The following is a 17774-nucleotide window of genomic DNA, read 5'->3' on the forward strand; positions in this document are numbered from 1 at the left end:
TTAATCCCTAGATATTATACTAATTCGATAATAACTTCTTCAGCTGCGTCACCTTTACGTGGTCCGATTTTGATGATTCTTGTGTAACCACCATTACGGTCAGCGTATTTAGGAGCGATTTCGCTAAATAATTTGTCGCACATGTCAACTTTTTTAGCTTGTCTTCTTTTAGCACCTTGTACTTCTGTTACTGGGTATAATACCTTTAACATTTGTCTTCTTGCATGTAAGCGAGTAGCACTATCTTTTTTGATAGTTTTTTCTACTTCATCATAAACAGTTACTTTTTTGCCATCTACAACTTCTTTAACACGTTTACCGTCTTTATCTAATTTAGGTTGTTTTGCTTTAATAGTAACTTCTTCATAGTTGTCTTTTTCGCGAACAGCCATTGCGATTAAGCCTTCAGCGATTTTACGAATCTCTTTTGCTTTTGGAGCAGTTGTTTTAATCTTTCCATGGTATAAGAGATTTGTAACTTGGTTACGAAGTAACGCTTTACGTCCTGCTGCGTCACGTCCGAGCTTTCTTTGTCCAGCCATGCCCTAACCTCCTTAAATATTCTGCTTATTCTTCACTTGGTTTAAGTTGAAAACCAAGTTCGTTGAGTTTTTGGAATACCTCTTCTAATGATTTACGTCCAAGATTACGAACTTTCATCATTTCTTCTTCTGTCTTGTTTGTTAAGTCTTCAACTGTGTTGATTCCCGCACGTTTTAAACAGTTGAATGATCTAACTGAGAGGTCTAACTCTTCGATTGTCATTTCTAAAGTTTTTTCTTTAGAATCATCTTCTTTTGTTACCATAATTTCTGTAGTACGTGCATTCTCTGATAAGTCAATGAAAAGGTTTAAATGTTCACTTAAAACTTTTGCAGCTAAAGATACAGCTTCATCTGGCTTAAGTGTACCATTTGTCCAAACCTCTAATGTAAGTTTATCATAGTCAGTTTGTTGCCCAACACGTGTATCCTCTACAATAAAGTTTACACGCTCTACTGGTGTGTAGTTAGCATCAACTGGGATCACTCCTATTGGAAGATCAGTTTTCTTCAGCTTATCAACACCTTCATATCCACGGCCAGTTGTTACTGTCATTTCAATTGAAAGGTTAGAGTTTGCTCCACCATTTAAAGTAGCAATATGATGTTCTGGATTAAGGATCTCAATTTCTGGACCACATTTAATATCTGCTCCAGTTACTGGGCCTTCTCCAGATTTCTCAATATAAATTACTTTAGGTTCTGTACCTTGACTTGTATCGCGGATAGCAAGACCTTTAAGGTTAAGGATAATTTCAACAACATCCTCTTTCACTCCAGGAATTGAACTAAACTCATGAAGTACACCATCCACTTTGACGCTGCTAATAGCAGAGCCAGGAAGAGAAGAAGAAAGAATGCGACGAAGGCTATTGCCTAATGTGATTCCATATCCTCTTTCTAATGGTTCTACTACGAAACAGCCATATTTACCATCTTGCGATAATTCTTTAATCTCAATTTGTGGTTTTTCAAATTCCAACACCGGATAAACCCTCCTTTGGTTTTAAAATAAAATATTGAGGGTGACGAACTATTACTTAGAGTAAAGCTCAACGATAAGTGTTTCTGCAATATCAGTATCGATTTGTTCTCTAGTTGGAAGTGCTTTAACTGTACCTCTAAGGTTTTCAATATCGCCTTCTAACCATTCTGGAACAATACGAGATCCTGTTACTTCTGCAGTAAGTTTGAAGCGTTCGAATGATTTAGCATCTTCTTTAACTTCAATTACATCGCCAACTTTAACTTGGTAAGATGGGATGTTTACTCTTTTACCGTTAACAGTAATAAGGTTGTGTCTTACTACTTGTCTAGCTTCTGTACGAGAACGTCCAAGACCAATACGGTAACAAACGTTATCTAAACGAAGTTCGAGAAGACGAAGTAAGTTTTCACCTGTAATTCCTTGTTTACGATCTGCTTCTTCAAAGTAAGTTCTGAATTTACCTTCAAGAACACCATAGATTCTTTTAGCTTTTTGTTTTTCACGTAATTGTAATCCGTACTCAGATAATTTCTTTTTAGCTTGACCGTGTTGCCCTGGAGCATAAGGTCTTTTTTCAACTGAACAAGCAGCTGAGAAACATCTTTCACCTTTAAGGAATAATTTTTTTCCTTCGCGACGACATTGTTTACATTTAGAACCAATATATCTAGCCATTTTTACCCTCCTATTACACTCTTCTACGTTTTGGTGGACGGCAACCATTGTGTGGTACAGGAGTTACATCTTTGATTAATGTTACTTCTAAGCCTGCAGCTTGAAGTGCACGAATCGCAGCTTCTCTACCAGAACCTGGTCCTTTAACCATAACTTCTACTGATTTTAATCCATGTTCCATTGCTGCTTTAGCTGCTGTTTCAGCTGCCATTTGAGCTGCATATGGAGTTGATTTTCTTGAACCTCTAAATCCAAGACCGCCAGCACTTGCCCATGAAAGAGCATTTCCGTTTGTGTCTGTTAATGTTACCATTGTATTGTTAAAAGTTGATTGAATGTGTGCAACACCGCGTTCAACGTGTTTTCTGTCACGACGTTTACGAGTTACAACTTTTTTACCACCTTTTTTTGCAACTGCCATGAGATTCTTAACCTCCTTTATTTACTATTTTTTCTTATTAGCTACTGTCTTTTTAGGACCTTTACGTGTACGAGCATTTGTTTTTGTTTTTTGTCCTCTAACTGGAAGACCACGTCTATGACGAATTCCTCTGTAGCAACCGATTTCCATTAATCTCTTAATGTTTAAAGCGATTTCACGACGAAGATCACCTTCAACGATGATTCCTAATTTTTCAATAAGTTCACGAATCTTAGAAACTTGTTCTTCAGTTAAGTCTTTGATACGAGTATCGAAATCAATGCCAGCTTCTGTTAAAATTTGACGAGAAGTTGGGCGGCCAATACCGAAAATATAAGTAAGACCAATTTCAACACGTTTATTTTTTGGTAAGTCTACACCTGCAATACGTGCCACTCTCTGCACCTCCTATAGGTTTTTTAAAATATATATAATACAGCATAAATGACTCTATGCCGCAGCCGCTTCTAAGTTAAATACCACAGAATATTATAGCTTACTATTACTCATAAATCAATGAGTTAAAGTGCCAATATTCAAGGTAATATTAACCTTGTTTTTGTTTGTGTTTTGGATTCTCACAGATAACGCAAACACGACCTTTTCTTTTAATAATTTTACATTTTTCGCAAATCTTTTTTACTGATGGACGTACTTTCATTTTCTGTTCTCCTTTCTATTATACCATTTATTTAGAACGCCAAATAATGCGCCCTTTGGTTAAATCATATGGAGAAAGTTCTATGGTTACCTTATCACCCGGTAATACACGGATGAAGTTCATACGAAGTTTTCCTGAAATATGACCAAGGACAATGTGTCCTCCTTCAATCTCAACCTTAAACATCGCATTTGGTAACTTCTCTATCACTGTTCCCTCTACTTCTATAACATCACCTTTAGCCAAGTTACAAACCTCCTCTTACACAGAAGATTGCCCTAGATACTCTTCAAGAGCTCGTCTAACATCACTATTTGTTAGTCGATTTTCTTCTATAATTTTTTGTTTTATCCATTCATTAGTAGTCAGCGTTGGCTGAATATGTTTTTTCTTCTTTAGTTTCGGGTTATCTACTTTGCGGAGACTCCCATCTACTAAGTAAACATATTCTTCCTCTATACTTACAACAATAAATGGTTTCCCTTGATCACGACCGCACTTTGAGAAAACAATCTGCCCTAGCGAATACTTGTTATTCATTTAATCACCTCTTACTTACCTATAGTAAGTATTTCTGGAATATCATCTGTAATAACCACTGTGTTCTCATAATGTGCAGATACACTGCCATCTCTAGTTACGAACGTCCAATCATCTTCTAGTACCCTAACTTGCCATGTTCCCATGTTTATCATTGGTTCAATAGCGAGTACCATACCTTTTTGAAGTTTTGGTCCTCTTCCAGGTGTTTTGTAGTTTGGAACTTGTGGTTCTTCATGCAATTGTTTACCTATTCCGTGTCCAACTAGGTCTCTCACTACGCCATAACCATGAGCTTCAGCATGACGCTGAATTGCCGATGATATATCACTTAAATGATTGCCTGGTTTTGCATATTTTAAACCTTCAAAAAAGCTTTCTTTCGTCACTCTTATTAGGTCTAACTTGGCAGCATCAACTGTGCCAACCGGATAGGTTCTTGCAGCATCTGAGTGATATCCCTTATAGTATACCCCGAGGTCAACACTTACTATGTCTCCCTCTTGTAGCTTTCTCTTCCCAGGAATACCATGAACAACTTCATCATTTATAGAAATGCAAGCTGACCCTGGATATCCATGATAATTAAGAAATGAAGGATATGCATCTTTACTTTTAATAAACTTTTCAGCTATGCTATCAAGTTCTTTAGTAGTAATGCCTTCCTTTATATGAGCTGCTACTAAATCATGGGCCTCTACAAGAATTTGGGCGGCTTCCCTCATCAAGCTGATTTCATCAGCTGATTTAATGTGAATGGCCATCTTATTTCACTCCCAATGCTTTTTTTACTCTATCACGTACTTCTTCAACTGTACCTACACCATCAATGTCTAATACTTTACCTTGAGTTTTATAGTATGCAATTAAAGGTTCCGTTTGTTCATGATATACATCTAATCTTTTCTTAACAGTTTCTGCTTTATCGTCTTCTCTTTGAATAAGGTCTGCACCACAAAGATCACACTTGCCAGCAACTGTTTCAATTTTATTTACTTTATGGTAAGAAGCGCCGCAGCTAGGACAAACTGTTCTACCACTCATACGATCAACAATGAGTTCATCAGGTACATCTACATTGATAACAAAGTCAATTGGAATACTTAACTCCTTAAGCATTACATCTAATGCCTCGGCTTGAGGAATTGTTCTTGGGAAACCATCAAAAATCATACCATTTTTGCAGTCATCCTGAGTAATTCTACTTTTGACAAGCTCAATAACAAGTGAGTCTGGCACCAATTTTCCTTCATCCATGTATGCTTTAGCTTTTTGACCTAGCTCAGTATTGTTAGAAATATGCTCTCTAAAAATATTACCTGTAGAGATACATGGAATATCATATAGTTTAGTTAGCATTTCTGCTTGTGTCCCTTTACCTGCTCCAGGCGCACCTAATAATATTAATCTCACAGCGGCCTACCTCCTATTCATTCTATAAAAATCCTTTATAATGTCTCATTAACATTTGTGATTCGATTTGTTTAAGTGTTTCAAGTACAACCCCTACTACGATGAGTAATGATGTTCCTGAGAAGGCAACGTCTACTTTGAATAAATAGTTAAATGCTAAAGGCATTATCGCAAGTATAACTAAGAATATAGCTCCAAGTAATGTAATGCGTGTTCCTAAAGCTGCTAAATAATCAGAAGTAGGCTTTCCTGGTCTAATACCTGGAACGAACCCTCCACTTTTCTTCATATTGCTTGCAATCTCCATTGGATTAAAAGCAATTGTTGAATAAAAGAACGCAAATGCAAAGATAAGAATGATATAAATCACTGATCCAACTGGATTAGTCCAGTTTAACCAATTAAGCACCGTCTGCCAGTTTTCAGATACTTGAGCCCCTACCAAGTTAATAATAATTTGTGGGAAGTTCATAATAGACATAGCAAAGATAATAGGAAGAACCCCGCCAAGGTTAACCTTAACTGGAATGTATTGTGATTGACCACCATACACCTTACGTCCAGCCATACGTTTTGCATACTGAACTGATACTCTTCTTTCACCTTGTGCCATGAGTACTGTAAATCCTACTAAAGCAATAAATGCAATAAGCACAATGATTGGGATATAGATTCTATCTTTATTCAAAACAAAAATTCCTGCAAAGTTAGTTGGTAGTGAATAAATAATACCAATAAAGATGTAAAGTGACATACCATTACCTACACCTTTTGAAGTGATTTGTTCACCAATCCACATAACTAGCATTGAACCAGCAATAAATGCAATCATAACAAGTAAAAAGGTCCAAATGCTATCATCAACTAACACATTTCTATTTGTCAATACCATAGCCCATGATTGTACAACTGCTAAACCAAGTGTTACATAGCGTGTATACTTGTTGATTTTTTTTCTACCTTCTTCTCCTTCTTTTGCTAACTCTTCTAATTTAGAGATAGCTACTTGAAGAAGTTGCATGATGATACTAGCAGTAATATAAGGACCTACTCCTAATGCAAATAGTGCCAAATCTTGATTTGCACCACCTGTTATCATGCTCATAAATTGGTTTACAAAACCGGAGTTAGCATTAGCGGCATTTGCTGCTGCTAGCGCTGCTCTGTCTACTCCTGGTACAGTAATAGATACCCCGATTCTGATAAAAAGAAACATCCAAAGTGTGTATATCAATTTGTTGCGTAGTTCTGGCACTTTCCAAGCATTTCTAAGAGTTTTGAATAAATCCACCTTTACATCACCTCTTCTGCTTTACCACCCACAGCTTCAATTTTTTCTTTAGCGCTTGCGCTAAATGCGTTTGCTTGTACAGTTAATTTTTTGCTGATTTCACCTTTACCAAGAATTTTTACCCCGTCTCTTGGATTTTTGATGATACCTGCTTCAATCATTGCGTCGATAGTTACTACTGCACCATCTTCGAAACGATTTAATAAGTCAACGTTGATACCAACGATTTCTACACTGTTACGGTTTGTAAATCCACGTTTTGGAAGACGTCTGTATAATGGCATTTGACCACCTTCAAAACCAGGTCTTACACCACCGCCACTTCTAGCTTTTTGCCCTTTGTGTCCTTTACCAGCAGTTTTACCATTACCTGAACCATGACCTCTACCAACACGGAAAGTTCCTTTTTTAGATCCTTCATTTGGTCTTAATGTACTTAAATTCATGTCCTTGGCACCTCCTTCTATTTGTAAATATCTATTACTCGTTAATTTCTTCTACTTTTACTAAGTGTGTAACTTGGTCAATCATACCACGGATAGCTGCGTTATCTTCGTGAATGTTTGCACTGTTAATCTTTCTTAATCCTAGCGCTTCAACAGTTTTTTTGTGTTTTGGAAGTGCTCCGATTGTAGATCTAACTAATGTAACTTTGATCTTTGCCATCTTTTACTTCCTCCTCTTAGCCTAGAATCTCTTCTACTGATTTTCCACGAAGTTTAGCTACTTGTGAAGGTGTTTTTAATGCTCTAAGACCTTCGATTGTAGCATGAACTACGTTTTTCTTGTTATTTGAACCTAAAGATTTAGTTCTGATGTTACGAATACCTGCAAGTTCAAGTACAGCACGAGCTGGACCACCTGCGATAACTCCAGTACCTTCTTTAGCTGGTTTAAGAAGTACTCTTGCACTTCCAAATTCACCATAGAATTCATGATAAATACTATCTGCATCGTTTCTTTCGATGTAAATAAGGTTTTTCTTAGCATCGTCGATAGCTTTTTGGATAGCATTTGGAATTTCCATTGCTTTTCCTAAGCCTACACCAACGTGACCATTACCGTCACCAACTACTACTAAAGCAGAGAAACGGAATGTACGACCACCTTTTACTACTTTTGTTACACGTTTAATTGTAACAACTTTTTCTTGAAGATCCATTGTACTAGGATCAATAGTTAATCTTTTAGCCATGTTCTTATTTCCCTCCTTTACTAGAATTGTAACCCAGCTTCGCGAGCTGCGTCTGCTAATGCTTTAACTCTACCATGATATAAGAAACCACCACGGTCAAATACTACGTTTTCAATACCTTTTGCTACTGCTTTTTTAGCAACTGCTGTTCCAACTGCTGCTGCTGCTTCAACGTTAGAAGTTGCTTTTAATTCTTTAGCAATTTCTTTTTCAACTGTTGATGCTGCAACTAAAGTTGTTCCAGTCATGTCATCTATAATTTGAGCGTAGATGTGTTTTTCACTTCTGAATACGGCAAGTCTAGGTCTCTCTGTTGTACCTTGAACTTTATTACGCATTCTATTGTGTTTTTTAACACGAATATCGCTTCTAGATTGCTTTCTGATCATGCGGATGTCACTCCTTTACTTATTATTTTTTACCTGTTTTACCTTCTTTACGACGAATAACTTCATCAATGTATTTAATACCTTTACCTTTGTATGGTTCTGGTCTACGTTTATCTCTAATTTCTGCTGCATATTGACCTACAGCTGCTTTATCGATACCTGCTACAGTGATTTTGTTACCATCTAATGTTGTTGTAAGACCTTCTGGGTCTTCCATTTCAACTGGGTGAGAATACCCTAAAGAAAGAACTAATTTTTTGCCTTGTTTTTGTGCTCTATATCCAACACCGTTGATTTCTAACACTTTTGTGAAACCGTTAGTTACGCCTTCTACCATGTTAGCAATAAGTGTTCTTGTTAAACCGTGAAGAGATCTATTTCTTTTTAAGTCGTTTGGTCTTGTTACCACAACTTCATTTTCTTCTAATGCAATGTTCATTGCTGTATCAAATGTTTGAGTAAGTGTTCCTTTTGGTCCTTTTACAACTACTTCGTTAGCTGGGCTAATAGTAACTGTAACACCTGCTGGAACAGCGATTGGTTGTTTACCAATACGTGACATATTCGGCACCTCCTTAACTTATTGTCTTTATTACCAAATGAATGCGATTACTTCGCCACCTACACCAAGTTTTCTAGCTTCTTTGTCAGTGATTACACCTTTGTTTGTAGAAATAATCGCTGTACCAAGTCCACCAAGAACTTTTGGAAGGTTGTCTGTATCTGCGTATACACGAAGACCTGGTTTAGAGATCTTTTTGATACCAGAAATAACTTTCTCGTTTTTATCTTTTCCGTATTTTAAAGTCATGCGAATTGTTGATTTAACACCATCTTCTTTAACTTCAAAACCTTTAATATATCCTTCATTTACAAGAATTTCAGAAATAGCTTTTTTCATTTTTGAAGCAGGAACCTCAACTACATCGTGTTTTGCGATGTTGGCATTTCTGATTCTTGTTAACATATCTGCAATAGGATCGCTCATTGTCATTGTTATTTGCCTCCTTTCTTTCTTACCAGCTAGCTTTTTTAACGCCAGGGATTTGACCTTTATATGCTAATTCTCTGAAACAAATACGGCAGATACCATATTTTCTAAGGTAACCATGTGGACGACCACAGATACGGCATCTTGTATATGCTTGAGTTGAAAATTTAGCAGGTCTTTGTTGCTTAACTTTCATTGATTTCTTTGCCATTTATTTACCCTCCTTATTTTTGAAAAGGCATCCCGAATTGTGTTAACAGTTCACGAGCTTCTTCGTCTGTATGAGCTGTTGTTACGATGATAACATCCATACCACGAACTTTATCTACTTTATCGTACTCGATTTCTGGGAAAATAAGTTGTTCTTTAACGCCTAAAGCGTAGTTACCACGACCATCGAAAGCTGTAGCACTTACACCACGGAAGTCACGTACACGTGGAAGAGCTAAGTTTACTAAACGATCTAAGAACTCATACATTTTTTCACCACGAAGAGTTACTTTACATCCGATTGGCATACCTTCACGAAGTTTGAACGCAGCCACTGATTTTTTAGCTTTTGTGATAACAGGTTTTTGACCTGCAATCATTTGCATATCGTTTACAGCATTTTCTAATACTTTTGCATTATCTCTTGCTTCACCAACACCCATGTTGATAACGATTTTTTCAATTTTAGGTACTTCCATTTGGTTTTTGTAACCAAATTTTGCTGTCATAGCACCCATGATCTCATTTTTATAAGTTTCTCTTAATCTACTCATCGTTCACATTGCCTCCTTTCACTAATTAGTCGATTACAAAACGTTCTTTGTTAACGATTGCTACGCGAACTTTTTTACCGTCTTTAATTTCTACACCTAAACGTGCTGCTTTACCGCCGTGCACGTACATTACATTTGACATGTGAATAGGTGCTTCTCTTTCAATTAAACCACCTTGGTTAGCTGCATTTGCTTTTTGGTGCTTTGTAATCATGTTACAACCTTCAACAACAACTCTACCATTTTTACGGTCGATTAATGTGATGTTACCTTCTTTACCTTTATCTTTACCGGCAATAATAACTACTCTATCACCTTTTTTAAGTTTAGTTTTCACTATTCACACCTCCTTATAGAACTTCTGGAGCAAGTGATAAGATTTTTGTGTATTTCTTTTCTCTTAACTCTCTTGCTACTGGTCCAAAAATACGAGTCCCTCTTGGGTTTTTGTCTTCTTTAATAATTACAGCTGCATTTTCATCGAATTTGATGTAAGAACCATCTTGACGTCTTACGCCTTTTTTAGTACGAACGATAACAGCTTTAACTACATCACCTTTTTTAACAACGCCGCCTGGTGTTGCATCTTTAACTGATGCTACGATAACATCACCGATATTACCATATCTTCTTGTTGAGCCACCAAGAACACGGATACAAAGAAGTTCTTTAGCACCTGTGTTATCAGCTACTCTTAATCTACTCTCTTGTTGAATCATGAGAAGTGACCTCCTTTCAAGATTTCTATTACTATTTAGCTTTTTCTACGATTTCTACAAGTCTAAATCTTTTTGATTTAGATAAAGGTCTTGTTTCCATTACTTTTACTCTATCACCGATTTGGCACTCATTATTTTCATCATGAGCGTGTAATTTGTAAGTTCTTTTTACGATTTTTCCGTAAAGAGGGTGTTTTACATTGTTTACAACTGCTACAGTAATAGTTTTGTCCATTTTATTGCTAACTACATTACCAATTAATGTTTTACGTAAATTTCTTTCAGACACGAGCTTGCCTCCTCTCTACTACACAGTTGCTTTTTGTGTAATAATAGTTTGAATACGTGCTATATTCTTTCTTACTTCTTTGATTCTTGCTGTATTATCTAATTGATTGGTAGCGTTTTGGAATCTTAAATTAAAGAGTTCTTTTTTCGCATTTACCAATTCAACTTGTAATTCATCAGCTGATTTAGTTCTAATTTCTTCTAAGAATGCTTTAGTTTTCACTACCATCACCTGCCATTTCTTGTTCAGCACGAGAAACGATTTTACACTTCATTGGTAACTTGTGTACCGCAAGTCTTAAAGCTTCTCTAGCTGTTTCTTCTGCTACGCCTGATAACTCAAACATAACTCTTCCTGGTTTAACTACTGCTACCCAGTAATCTACCGAACCTTTACCTTTACCCATACGAGTTTCAGCTGGTGTAGCTGTAACTGGTTTATCTGGGAAGATTTTAATCCAAACTTTACCACCACGTTTGATATAACGTGTCATCGCAATACGGGCTGCTTCGATTTGATTTGATCTAATCCAAGATGGCTCCATTGCAACAATACCGTATTCACCATAAGTGATTTTATTTCCACGGGTAGCTTGGCCTTTCATACGTCCGCGTGATTGTTTGCGGCGTTTTACTCTTTTAGGCATTAACATTAGTTTTCGCTCCCTTCCTTTTTAACTTTAGTTGGAAGTACTTCTCCTTTGTAGATCCATACTTTAACGCCGATTTTACCGTATGTTGTATCTGCTTCTGCAAATCCATACTCGATGTCAGCTCTTAATGTTTGAAGTGGAATGTTACCATCTGAATATTGTTCAGTACGTGCCATTTCAGCTCCACCTAAACGACCAGAACAAGATACTTTAATACCTTTTGCTCCAGATTTGAATGCTTTACCCATTGCTTGTTTCATAGCACGACGGAAAGAAACACGGTTTTCTAATTGAAGTGCAATGTTTTCTGCTACTAATTGAGCACAAGCTTCTGGTCTTTTAACCTCTACAATGTTGATAGCAACTTTGTTTGCAGTTAATTTTTCTACTTCTTTACGAAGTAAATCGATAGATGCTCCACCTTTACCAATTACGATACCTGGTTTTGATGTGTGAACGTGAACTCTTACACGTTTAGACATTCTTTCGATTTCTACTTTATCAATGCCAGCAGCATATAATTTTTTCTTGATGAATTTTCTAATTTTATCATCTTCTACTAGGTTGTTAGCAAAGTCTTTTTTATCAGCATACCATCTAGCATCCCATTCTTTGATAACACCAACTCTTAATCCATGTGGATTTACCTTTTGGCCCATGTGTTTACCTCCTTATCTCGCATTTAATACCACTGTAATGTGGCTAGTTTGTTTTTGAATTTGATATGCACGACCTTGAGCACGTGGACGAATTCTTTTAAGAGTTGGTCCTTTTGTTGAGAATGCTTCATCCACATATAATGTTGAAGCGTCCATACCCATATTGTGTTCAGCGTTTGCAATTGCAGATTTTAATACTTTCTCTACTACACGAGCACCCCATCTTGGTGTGTATGCTAAGATAGCTAATGCTGTATTAACATCTTTTCCTTTAATTTGGTCAAGCACGATATTTGCTTTTGTACTTGATAAACGTACGAATGTTACTCTAGCTTTTGGTCTTGAGTCTTTTTGAGCGTTTCTCTCTTTTTTGATCTGGCTTCTATGTCCTTTTGCCATGATGAAAGACCTCCTTCCGTATAAATATTAATTAGCGAACTCTTGATTTTTTCTCATCTTTACCATGTCCACGGTAAGTTCTTGTTAACGCAAATTCACCTAATTTGTGTCCTACCATATCTTCTGTAACGAATACAGGAACGTGTTTTCTTCCGTCATGTACAGCGATTGTATGACCTACCATTGTAGGGAAAATTGTTGAACGACGTGACCATGATTTAATAACTTTTTTCTCATCTGCTGCGTTCATAGCGTCTATTTTCTTTAATAAACTTTGATCAGCAAATGGTCCTTTTTTGATGGAACGAGCCATTAATGATGCCTCCTTTCACGCAACCACGTTATTATTTTTTGTTACGTGGACGTACAATATATTTATTAGAATGTTTGTTTTTCTTTCTTGTTTTGTATCCAAGAGCTGGTTTACCCCATGGAGTACATGGATTTGGTCTACCGATTGGTGATCTACCTTCACCACCACCATGAGGGTGATCGTTAGGGTTCATTACAGAACCACGAACTGTTGGACGAATACCCATGTGACGTTTACGTCCTGCTTTACCAATGTTGATAAGTTCGTGATCAATATTTCCAACTTGACCGATTGTAGCACGGCAGTTGATTGGAAGTAATCTCATTTCGCCTGATGGTAATTTAACTGTTGCATATTTACCTTCTTTAGCCATAAGTTGAGCTGACATACCAGCAGCACGAACAAGTTGTCCACCTTTACCTGGTTTCATCTCGATGTTATGAATTGTAGCACCTACTGGCATATCTTTCATTTCAAGACAGTTACCAATACGGATTTCTGCAGTTTCACCGCTCATAAGTGTGTCATTTACATTAAGTCCTAATGGAGCTAAGATGTAACGTTTTTCACCATCTGCGTAAGCAAGTAATGCAATGTTAGCTGATCTGTTTGGATCATATTCAATACCTACTACTCTTGCTGGAACACCATCTTTATTACGTTTGAAGTCGATGATTCTGTATTTAATTGTAGCGCCGCCTCCACGGTGACGTACTGTGATTTTCCCTTGATTGTTTCTACCTGAGTTTTTCTTTAAAGTTACTAATAAAGATTTTTCAGGAGATGCTTTAGTGATTTCTTCAAATGTTGAAGAAGTCATATGTCTTCTTGAAGGGGTATATGGTCTAAATTTTCTGATACCCATCGTGTTCACTCCTTTCAATCGATTAATTTACACGATTCTTTTACACTTAGCCGTGTGTTTCATCTTTTTCTATTAAACTACATTCCTTGGAAAAAGTCAATGTCTTTGCTTTCAGCTGTAAGTTTAACGATTGCTTTTTTGTAAGCGTTTGTTTTACCAACTGTTCTTCCACGACGTTTTGTTTTTCCATCGTAGTTAGCTGTATTTACTTTCTCAACTTTTGTTCCTTCGAACATTTTTTCTACTGCTTCTCTGATTTGAGCTTTAGTAGCACTTTTTTCAACTAGGAATGTGTATTTTTTCTCAGCCATGCTGTTCATAGATTTCTCTGTAACAACTGGTTTTAAAATGACGTCATAAAATTTTAAATCTGCCATTATGCGTACACCTCCTCGATTTTATTAAGAGCATCTTTAGTTACTACGAATGTATCGTATTTTAAGATGTCGTATACATTAATATTGTTTACAGCTGCTGTTTTAATACCTTGGATGTTTTTAGCTGATAACATAACGTTTTTGCTAGCTTCACCTTCAGTAACGATTAAAGCTTTATTTAATTTAAGAGCTTCTAAAACATTAGCCATAGCTTTTGTTTTGATTTCTGCTAATTCTAATGAATCAAGAACGATGAATTTAGACTCGTTTACTCTGCTTGTTAAAGCTGATTTAAGAGCTAATCTTCTTTCTTTAGCATTCACTTTGATTGAGTAATTTCTTGGTTTTGGTGCGAATGCAACTCCACCACCTACCCATTGTACAGCACGAATAGAACCTTGTCTTGCTCTACCTGTACCTTTTTGTTTCCATGGTTTTCTACCACCACCACGTACTTCTGCACGAGTTTTAGCACTTTGTGTACCTTGACGTCTGTTTGCAAGGTGTGCAACTACTGCTTGGTGTACTAAGTGTTCTTTAACTTCTACCGCAAAAATTGAGTCGTTTAATTCAACTTCTCCAACTTGTGCGCCTGTCATATTTAATACAGCTACTTTTGCCATTACTAATTTCCTCCTTTCTCGCTATCCTTAAGCTTTACAGCTATCTTTGATAGTGATGATTGTACCTTTTGGTCCTGGTACTGCACCTTTAATTAAGATTAAGTTTTTATCTGCATCTACACGTGCAACTTCTAAGTTTTGTACTGTTACTTGTACACAACCCATGTGTGATGGAAGGCCTTTACCTTTCATAACGCGTCCTGGGCTTGTTGCAGCACCCATAGAACCTGCTACTCTGTGTGATTTAGAACCGTGTCCCATTGGTCCACGAGATTGACCATATTTTTTGATAGCGCCTTGGTAACCTTTACCTTTTGAAGTACCAACTACATCTACTTTGTCTCCAGCAGCAAATGTATCAGCAGCGATTACTGCACCAACTTCATAAGCACTTGTATCTTCTAATCTGAATTCTTTTAAGAATTTTTTAGCTTCAACGCCAGCTTTTGCGAAGTGACCAGCAACTGGTTTGATTACGTGTTTAGATTTAACTTCACCGAAACCAACTTGGATTGCTTCGTAACCATCATTTTCCATAGTTTTCTTTTGAGTTACAACACATGGACCTGCTTCTAATACTGTTACAGGAATTAGGTTTGCGTTTTCATCAAAAATTTGAGTCATACCAATTTTTTTACCTAAAATTGCTTTTTTCATTCCTTGCACCTCCTAATATCTACAGCGGATTACCATCTTCGGGTAATCATACTAGACGATTATTTAACCGTCCGTTTGTTATCAAGTTTGCTAAAATTATTTAGCGTCAACTTTGATATCTACACCAGCTGGTAAATCAATTCTCATAAGAGCATCGCCAGTTTTTGGTGTTGCTTCTACGTCGATAAGTCTTTTGTGAGTTCTTTGTTCGAATTGCTCACGAGAATCTTTGTATTTGTGTACAGCACGTAGAATTGTTACAACTTCTTTTTTAGTTGGAAGTGGGATTGGTCCACTTACTTGAGCGCCAGTTTTTTTAGCGATCTCTACGATTTGTGCAGCTGTTTGATCGATTAATTTGTGATCATAAGCTTTTAATGTAATACGGATTTTTTGACTTGCCATAAAAAAAGTCCCCTCCTTTTCGTACTTTTTTGAACCTAGTACGACTAGTGGTGACTGTACACTCTGCTGGTGTTAATAAGCGCAAACTTATATCAAGCATTTCCATATAACTATGGACACGCCTAACACCTATTCAATATAGTACAGTGACCTGCCGCCTGGTTTCTTGAACCTGACATTCGCTCCCCAGAAATCCATCTTGCGATGCGTAACCTCCTGGATCATAGTTCTCAATGTCACAACGTGTTTATTATACACTATCTCCTTGTACATGACAAGGATTTTTTTATTTTTTTTACAATTTTATTCTGGTAATTTATGCATTATTTTTCATATGTCTATTGTAATAGAAATGAGTTTCTTCCTATATAATAGCTATTTACTTTTTAACCTTTTCGTTTCGTTAACGATTTATATTCTACACACTTTTACAATGATGTGCAAATCATAATTTCTTCCATCTGTAGACTCTACATGAAGAATCAAGAATGTATATTAGTTTCTGCACCTTCTTCACTCTTAAGAATTTGCCTTGCCATCATTACTCCTTACGCCTATGGCAAGCCTATATTCTTCATCATTCCTTTATCTATTATTCAGTGATTATCGATTAAAAAAAAGACACATCTTAAGATGTGTCTTTTTATAATCAAATAATCAGAGATTACTCAATGATTGATGCAACAGCACCAGAACCTACTGTTCTACCACCTTCACGGATAGCAAAACGTAAACCTTGTGCCATAGCTACTGGGTGGATAAGTTCGATAGTCATTTCTACGTTATCCCCAGGCATACACATTTCTGTACCTTCTGGTAACTCGATAACACCTGTTACGTCAGTTGTACGGAAATAGAATTGTGGTCTATAGTGAGAGAAGAATGGTTTGTGACGTCCACCTTCTTCTTTTTTAAGAACGTATACTTGAGCTTTGAATTTTTTGTGTGGTGTGATTGAACCTGGTTTACAAAGAACTTGCCCTCTTTCGATTTCTGTTCTTTGGATACCACGAAGAAGAGCACCGATGTTGTCACCAGCTTCAGCTTGGTCAAGAAGTTTACGGAACATTTCTACTCCTGTACAAACTACTTTACGAGTTTCTTCATGAATACCTACTAATTCAACTTCATCTTGAACTTTAAGAACACCTGATTCTACTCTACCAGTTGCAACTGTACCACGACCTGTGATAGAGAATACGTCTTCTACTGGCATTAAGAATGGTTTATCTACAGCACGTTCTGGAGTTGGGATATATTCGTCGATGATTTCGAATAATTCAACGATTTTATCTCCCCATGGACCCATTGGATCGTTAAGTGCTTGAAGAGCTGAACCACGGATGATTGGAGTATCATCACCAGGGAAATCGTAAGAGCTTAATAAGTCTCTGATTTCCATTTCAACTAATTCTAATAATTCTTCGTCATCAACCATATCACATTTGTTTAAGAAAACAACGATGTATGGTACACCAACTTGACGAGATAATAAGATATGCTCTCTAGTTTGAGCCATTGGACCATCTGTAGCTGCACAAACAAGGATAGTACCATCCATTTGAGCTGCTCCTGTGATCATGTTTTTAACGTAGTCAGCATGTCCTGGACAGTCAACGTGAGCATAGTGACGAGCTGGAGTTTCATATTCAACGTGAGCTGTAGAAATTGTGATACCACGTTCTCTTTCTTCTGGAGCTTTATCAATATTTGCGAAGTCAACTGCTTCACCTAAGTGATATCTTTCGTGAAGAGTTTTTGTAATTGCTGCTGTTAATGTTGTTTTACCATGGTCAACGTGTCCGATTGTACCAATGTTAACGTGTGGCTTGGTTCTTTCAAATTTAGCTTTAGCCATTTATCATTTCCTCCTTTAATTTCGGCTGAGTTTTTCTCAGATAATTTGATTATATTCAATTTGCAGCTACTTTTCAAGTAGCTGCAAA

The 17774-nt window shown here is 36.8% G+C and carries 33 protein-coding genes; all 33 read right to left on the reverse strand.

The genetic code is table 11. The annotated features are described in order from the left end of the window. Positions 1-14: 14 nt before the first annotated feature. The 33 genes from EKH84_RS21145 to tuf all read right to left on the reverse strand — a co-directional run bounded on the left by EKH84_RS21145 (position 15) and on the right by tuf (position 17686). Positions 15-542: a bL17 family ribosomal protein gene (locus EKH84_RS21145; RefSeq protein WP_013658476.1), complete on the reverse strand. Its 528-nt coding sequence runs from the start codon at positions 540-542 to the stop codon at positions 15-17. Positions 543-567: 25 nt separating this feature from the next. Then, a complete protein-coding gene (locus EKH84_RS21150; RefSeq protein ID WP_127067837.1) occupies positions 568-1527 on the reverse strand; it encodes a DNA-directed RNA polymerase subunit alpha in 960 nt (319 codons plus the stop codon). A 51-nt stretch (positions 1528-1578) separates the two neighbouring features. Next, a complete protein-coding gene (rpsD, locus tag EKH84_RS21155) occupies positions 1579-2205 on the reverse strand; it encodes a 30S ribosomal protein S4 (RefSeq protein WP_013658478.1) in 627 nt (208 codons plus the stop codon). Positions 2206-2218: 13 nt separating this feature from the next. Then, the gene (gene rpsK, locus EKH84_RS21160; protein ID WP_013658479.1) at positions 2219-2626 is read right to left on the reverse strand and encodes a 30S ribosomal protein S11; all 408 of its coding nucleotides are present in this window, start codon (positions 2624-2626) and stop codon (positions 2219-2221) included. 24 nt (positions 2627-2650) lie between these two features. Further along, positions 2651-3022, reverse strand: a complete 372-nt coding sequence (gene rpsM, locus EKH84_RS21165; protein WP_013658480.1) for a 30S ribosomal protein S13 — start codon at positions 3020-3022, stop codon at positions 2651-2653. 151 nt (positions 3023-3173) lie between these two features. Further along, positions 3174-3287 (reverse strand): 50S ribosomal protein L36, encoded by a 114-nt coding sequence (gene rpmJ / locus EKH84_RS21170; RefSeq protein WP_013658481.1) that lies wholly within the window; start codon positions 3285-3287, stop codon positions 3174-3176. 27 nt (positions 3288-3314) lie between these two features. After that, the gene (gene infA / locus EKH84_RS21175) at positions 3315-3533 is read right to left on the reverse strand and encodes a translation initiation factor IF-1 (RefSeq protein ID WP_013658482.1); all 219 of its coding nucleotides are present in this window, start codon (positions 3531-3533) and stop codon (positions 3315-3317) included. Between the two features lie 15 nt (positions 3534-3548). Continuing rightward, entirely contained in the window at positions 3549-3827 is a 279-nt protein-coding gene (locus EKH84_RS21180) for a KOW domain-containing RNA-binding protein (RefSeq protein ID WP_013658483.1), read from the reverse strand. A gap of 11 nt (positions 3828-3838) precedes the next feature. After that, a complete protein-coding gene (gene map / locus EKH84_RS21185; protein ID WP_013658484.1) occupies positions 3839-4591 on the reverse strand; it encodes a type I methionyl aminopeptidase in 753 nt (250 codons plus the stop codon). A 1-nt stretch (position 4592) separates the two neighbouring features. Next, positions 4593-5240, reverse strand: coding sequence for an adenylate kinase (locus EKH84_RS21190; protein ID WP_127067838.1), 648 nt, complete (start codon positions 5238-5240; stop codon positions 4593-4595). A 22-nt stretch (positions 5241-5262) separates the two neighbouring features. After that, on the reverse strand, positions 5263-6531 hold the full coding sequence (gene secY, locus EKH84_RS21195; RefSeq protein WP_013658486.1) for a preprotein translocase subunit SecY: 1269 nt from the start codon (positions 6529-6531) through the stop codon (positions 5263-5265). Between the two features lie 2 nt (positions 6532-6533). Further along, complete coding sequence (gene rplO, locus EKH84_RS21200) at positions 6534-6977, reverse strand: 50S ribosomal protein L15 (RefSeq protein WP_013658487.1); 444 nt, start codon at positions 6975-6977, stop codon at positions 6534-6536. A gap of 34 nt (positions 6978-7011) precedes the next feature. Continuing rightward, positions 7012-7197 (reverse strand): 50S ribosomal protein L30, encoded by a 186-nt coding sequence (gene rpmD / locus EKH84_RS21205; protein ID WP_013658488.1) that lies wholly within the window; start codon positions 7195-7197, stop codon positions 7012-7014. A gap of 16 nt (positions 7198-7213) precedes the next feature. Beyond that, on the reverse strand, positions 7214-7726 hold the full coding sequence (gene rpsE / locus EKH84_RS21210) for a 30S ribosomal protein S5 (protein WP_013658489.1): 513 nt from the start codon (positions 7724-7726) through the stop codon (positions 7214-7216). 20 nt (positions 7727-7746) lie between these two features. Continuing rightward, positions 7747-8115, reverse strand: coding sequence for a 50S ribosomal protein L18 (gene rplR / locus EKH84_RS21215; protein WP_013658490.1), 369 nt, complete (start codon positions 8113-8115; stop codon positions 7747-7749). A gap of 22 nt (positions 8116-8137) precedes the next feature. After that, positions 8138-8677, reverse strand: a complete 540-nt coding sequence (gene rplF, locus EKH84_RS21220; protein ID WP_013658491.1) for a 50S ribosomal protein L6 — start codon at positions 8675-8677, stop codon at positions 8138-8140. 30 nt (positions 8678-8707) lie between these two features. After that, a complete protein-coding gene (gene rpsH, locus EKH84_RS21225; protein ID WP_013658492.1) occupies positions 8708-9109 on the reverse strand; it encodes a 30S ribosomal protein S8 in 402 nt (133 codons plus the stop codon). Positions 9110-9131: 22 nt separating this feature from the next. Beyond that, on the reverse strand, positions 9132-9317 hold the full coding sequence (locus EKH84_RS21230) for a type Z 30S ribosomal protein S14 (RefSeq protein WP_013658493.1): 186 nt from the start codon (positions 9315-9317) through the stop codon (positions 9132-9134). A gap of 13 nt (positions 9318-9330) precedes the next feature. Continuing rightward, positions 9331-9870: a 50S ribosomal protein L5 gene (rplE, locus tag EKH84_RS21235; protein WP_013658494.1), complete on the reverse strand. Its 540-nt coding sequence runs from the start codon at positions 9868-9870 to the stop codon at positions 9331-9333. 25 nt (positions 9871-9895) lie between these two features. Then, entirely contained in the window at positions 9896-10207 is a 312-nt protein-coding gene (rplX, locus tag EKH84_RS21240; RefSeq protein ID WP_330547576.1) for a 50S ribosomal protein L24, read from the reverse strand. A gap of 13 nt (positions 10208-10220) precedes the next feature. Further along, positions 10221-10589: a 50S ribosomal protein L14 gene (rplN, locus tag EKH84_RS21245; protein WP_013658496.1), complete on the reverse strand. Its 369-nt coding sequence runs from the start codon at positions 10587-10589 to the stop codon at positions 10221-10223. A 31-nt stretch (positions 10590-10620) separates the two neighbouring features. After that, a complete protein-coding gene (gene rpsQ, locus EKH84_RS21250) occupies positions 10621-10878 on the reverse strand; it encodes a 30S ribosomal protein S17 (RefSeq protein WP_013658497.1) in 258 nt (85 codons plus the stop codon). Positions 10879-10896: 18 nt separating this feature from the next. After that, a complete protein-coding gene (rpmC, locus tag EKH84_RS21255) occupies positions 10897-11100 on the reverse strand; it encodes a 50S ribosomal protein L29 (RefSeq protein WP_013658498.1) in 204 nt (67 codons plus the stop codon). After that, positions 11090-11530, reverse strand: coding sequence for a 50S ribosomal protein L16 (gene rplP, locus EKH84_RS21260; RefSeq protein ID WP_127067840.1), 441 nt, complete (start codon positions 11528-11530; stop codon positions 11090-11092). The genes rpmC and rplP overlap by 11 nt, the downstream gene beginning before the upstream one ends. Beyond that, positions 11530-12189 carry a 30S ribosomal protein S3 gene (gene rpsC / locus EKH84_RS21265; protein WP_013658500.1) on the reverse strand — a complete coding sequence of 220 codons (660 nt, stop codon included), beginning with the start codon at positions 12187-12189 and terminating at the stop codon, positions 11530-11532. Before rpsC ends, rplP begins: the two co-directional genes overlap by 1 nt. A 12-nt stretch (positions 12190-12201) precedes the next feature. Continuing rightward, complete coding sequence (gene rplV, locus EKH84_RS21270) at positions 12202-12588, reverse strand: 50S ribosomal protein L22 (RefSeq protein WP_013658501.1); 387 nt, start codon at positions 12586-12588, stop codon at positions 12202-12204. A gap of 31 nt (positions 12589-12619) precedes the next feature. Then, complete coding sequence (gene rpsS, locus EKH84_RS21275) at positions 12620-12901, reverse strand: 30S ribosomal protein S19 (RefSeq protein ID WP_013658502.1); 282 nt, start codon at positions 12899-12901, stop codon at positions 12620-12622. Between the two features lie 31 nt (positions 12902-12932). Next, a complete protein-coding gene (rplB, locus tag EKH84_RS21280; RefSeq protein ID WP_127067841.1) occupies positions 12933-13766 on the reverse strand; it encodes a 50S ribosomal protein L2 in 834 nt (277 codons plus the stop codon). A gap of 77 nt (positions 13767-13843) precedes the next feature. Next, positions 13844-14143, reverse strand: coding sequence for a 50S ribosomal protein L23 (rplW, locus tag EKH84_RS21285; protein WP_013658504.1), 300 nt, complete (start codon positions 14141-14143; stop codon positions 13844-13846). Further along, entirely contained in the window at positions 14143-14766 is a 624-nt protein-coding gene (gene rplD / locus EKH84_RS21290) for a 50S ribosomal protein L4 (protein WP_013658505.1), read from the reverse strand. Before rplD ends, rplW begins: the two co-directional genes overlap by 1 nt. A gap of 27 nt (positions 14767-14793) precedes the next feature. Beyond that, positions 14794-15423 (reverse strand): 50S ribosomal protein L3, encoded by a 630-nt coding sequence (rplC, locus tag EKH84_RS21295; protein WP_127067842.1) that lies wholly within the window; start codon positions 15421-15423, stop codon positions 14794-14796. A gap of 96 nt (positions 15424-15519) precedes the next feature. After that, positions 15520-15828, reverse strand: coding sequence for a 30S ribosomal protein S10 (rpsJ, locus tag EKH84_RS21300; protein WP_013658507.1), 309 nt, complete (start codon positions 15826-15828; stop codon positions 15520-15522). 664 nt (positions 15829-16492) lie between these two features. After that, positions 16493-17686, reverse strand: a complete 1194-nt coding sequence (tuf, locus tag EKH84_RS21305) for an elongation factor Tu (protein ID WP_127067843.1) — start codon at positions 17684-17686, stop codon at positions 16493-16495. Between the last annotated feature and the right edge of the window lie 88 nt (positions 17687-17774).

The sequence above is a fragment of the Cellulosilyticum sp. WCF-2 genome (assembly GCF_003990395.1).
Classification (GTDB): Bacteria; Bacillota; Clostridia; order Lachnospirales; family Cellulosilyticaceae; genus Cellulosilyticum; species Cellulosilyticum lentocellum.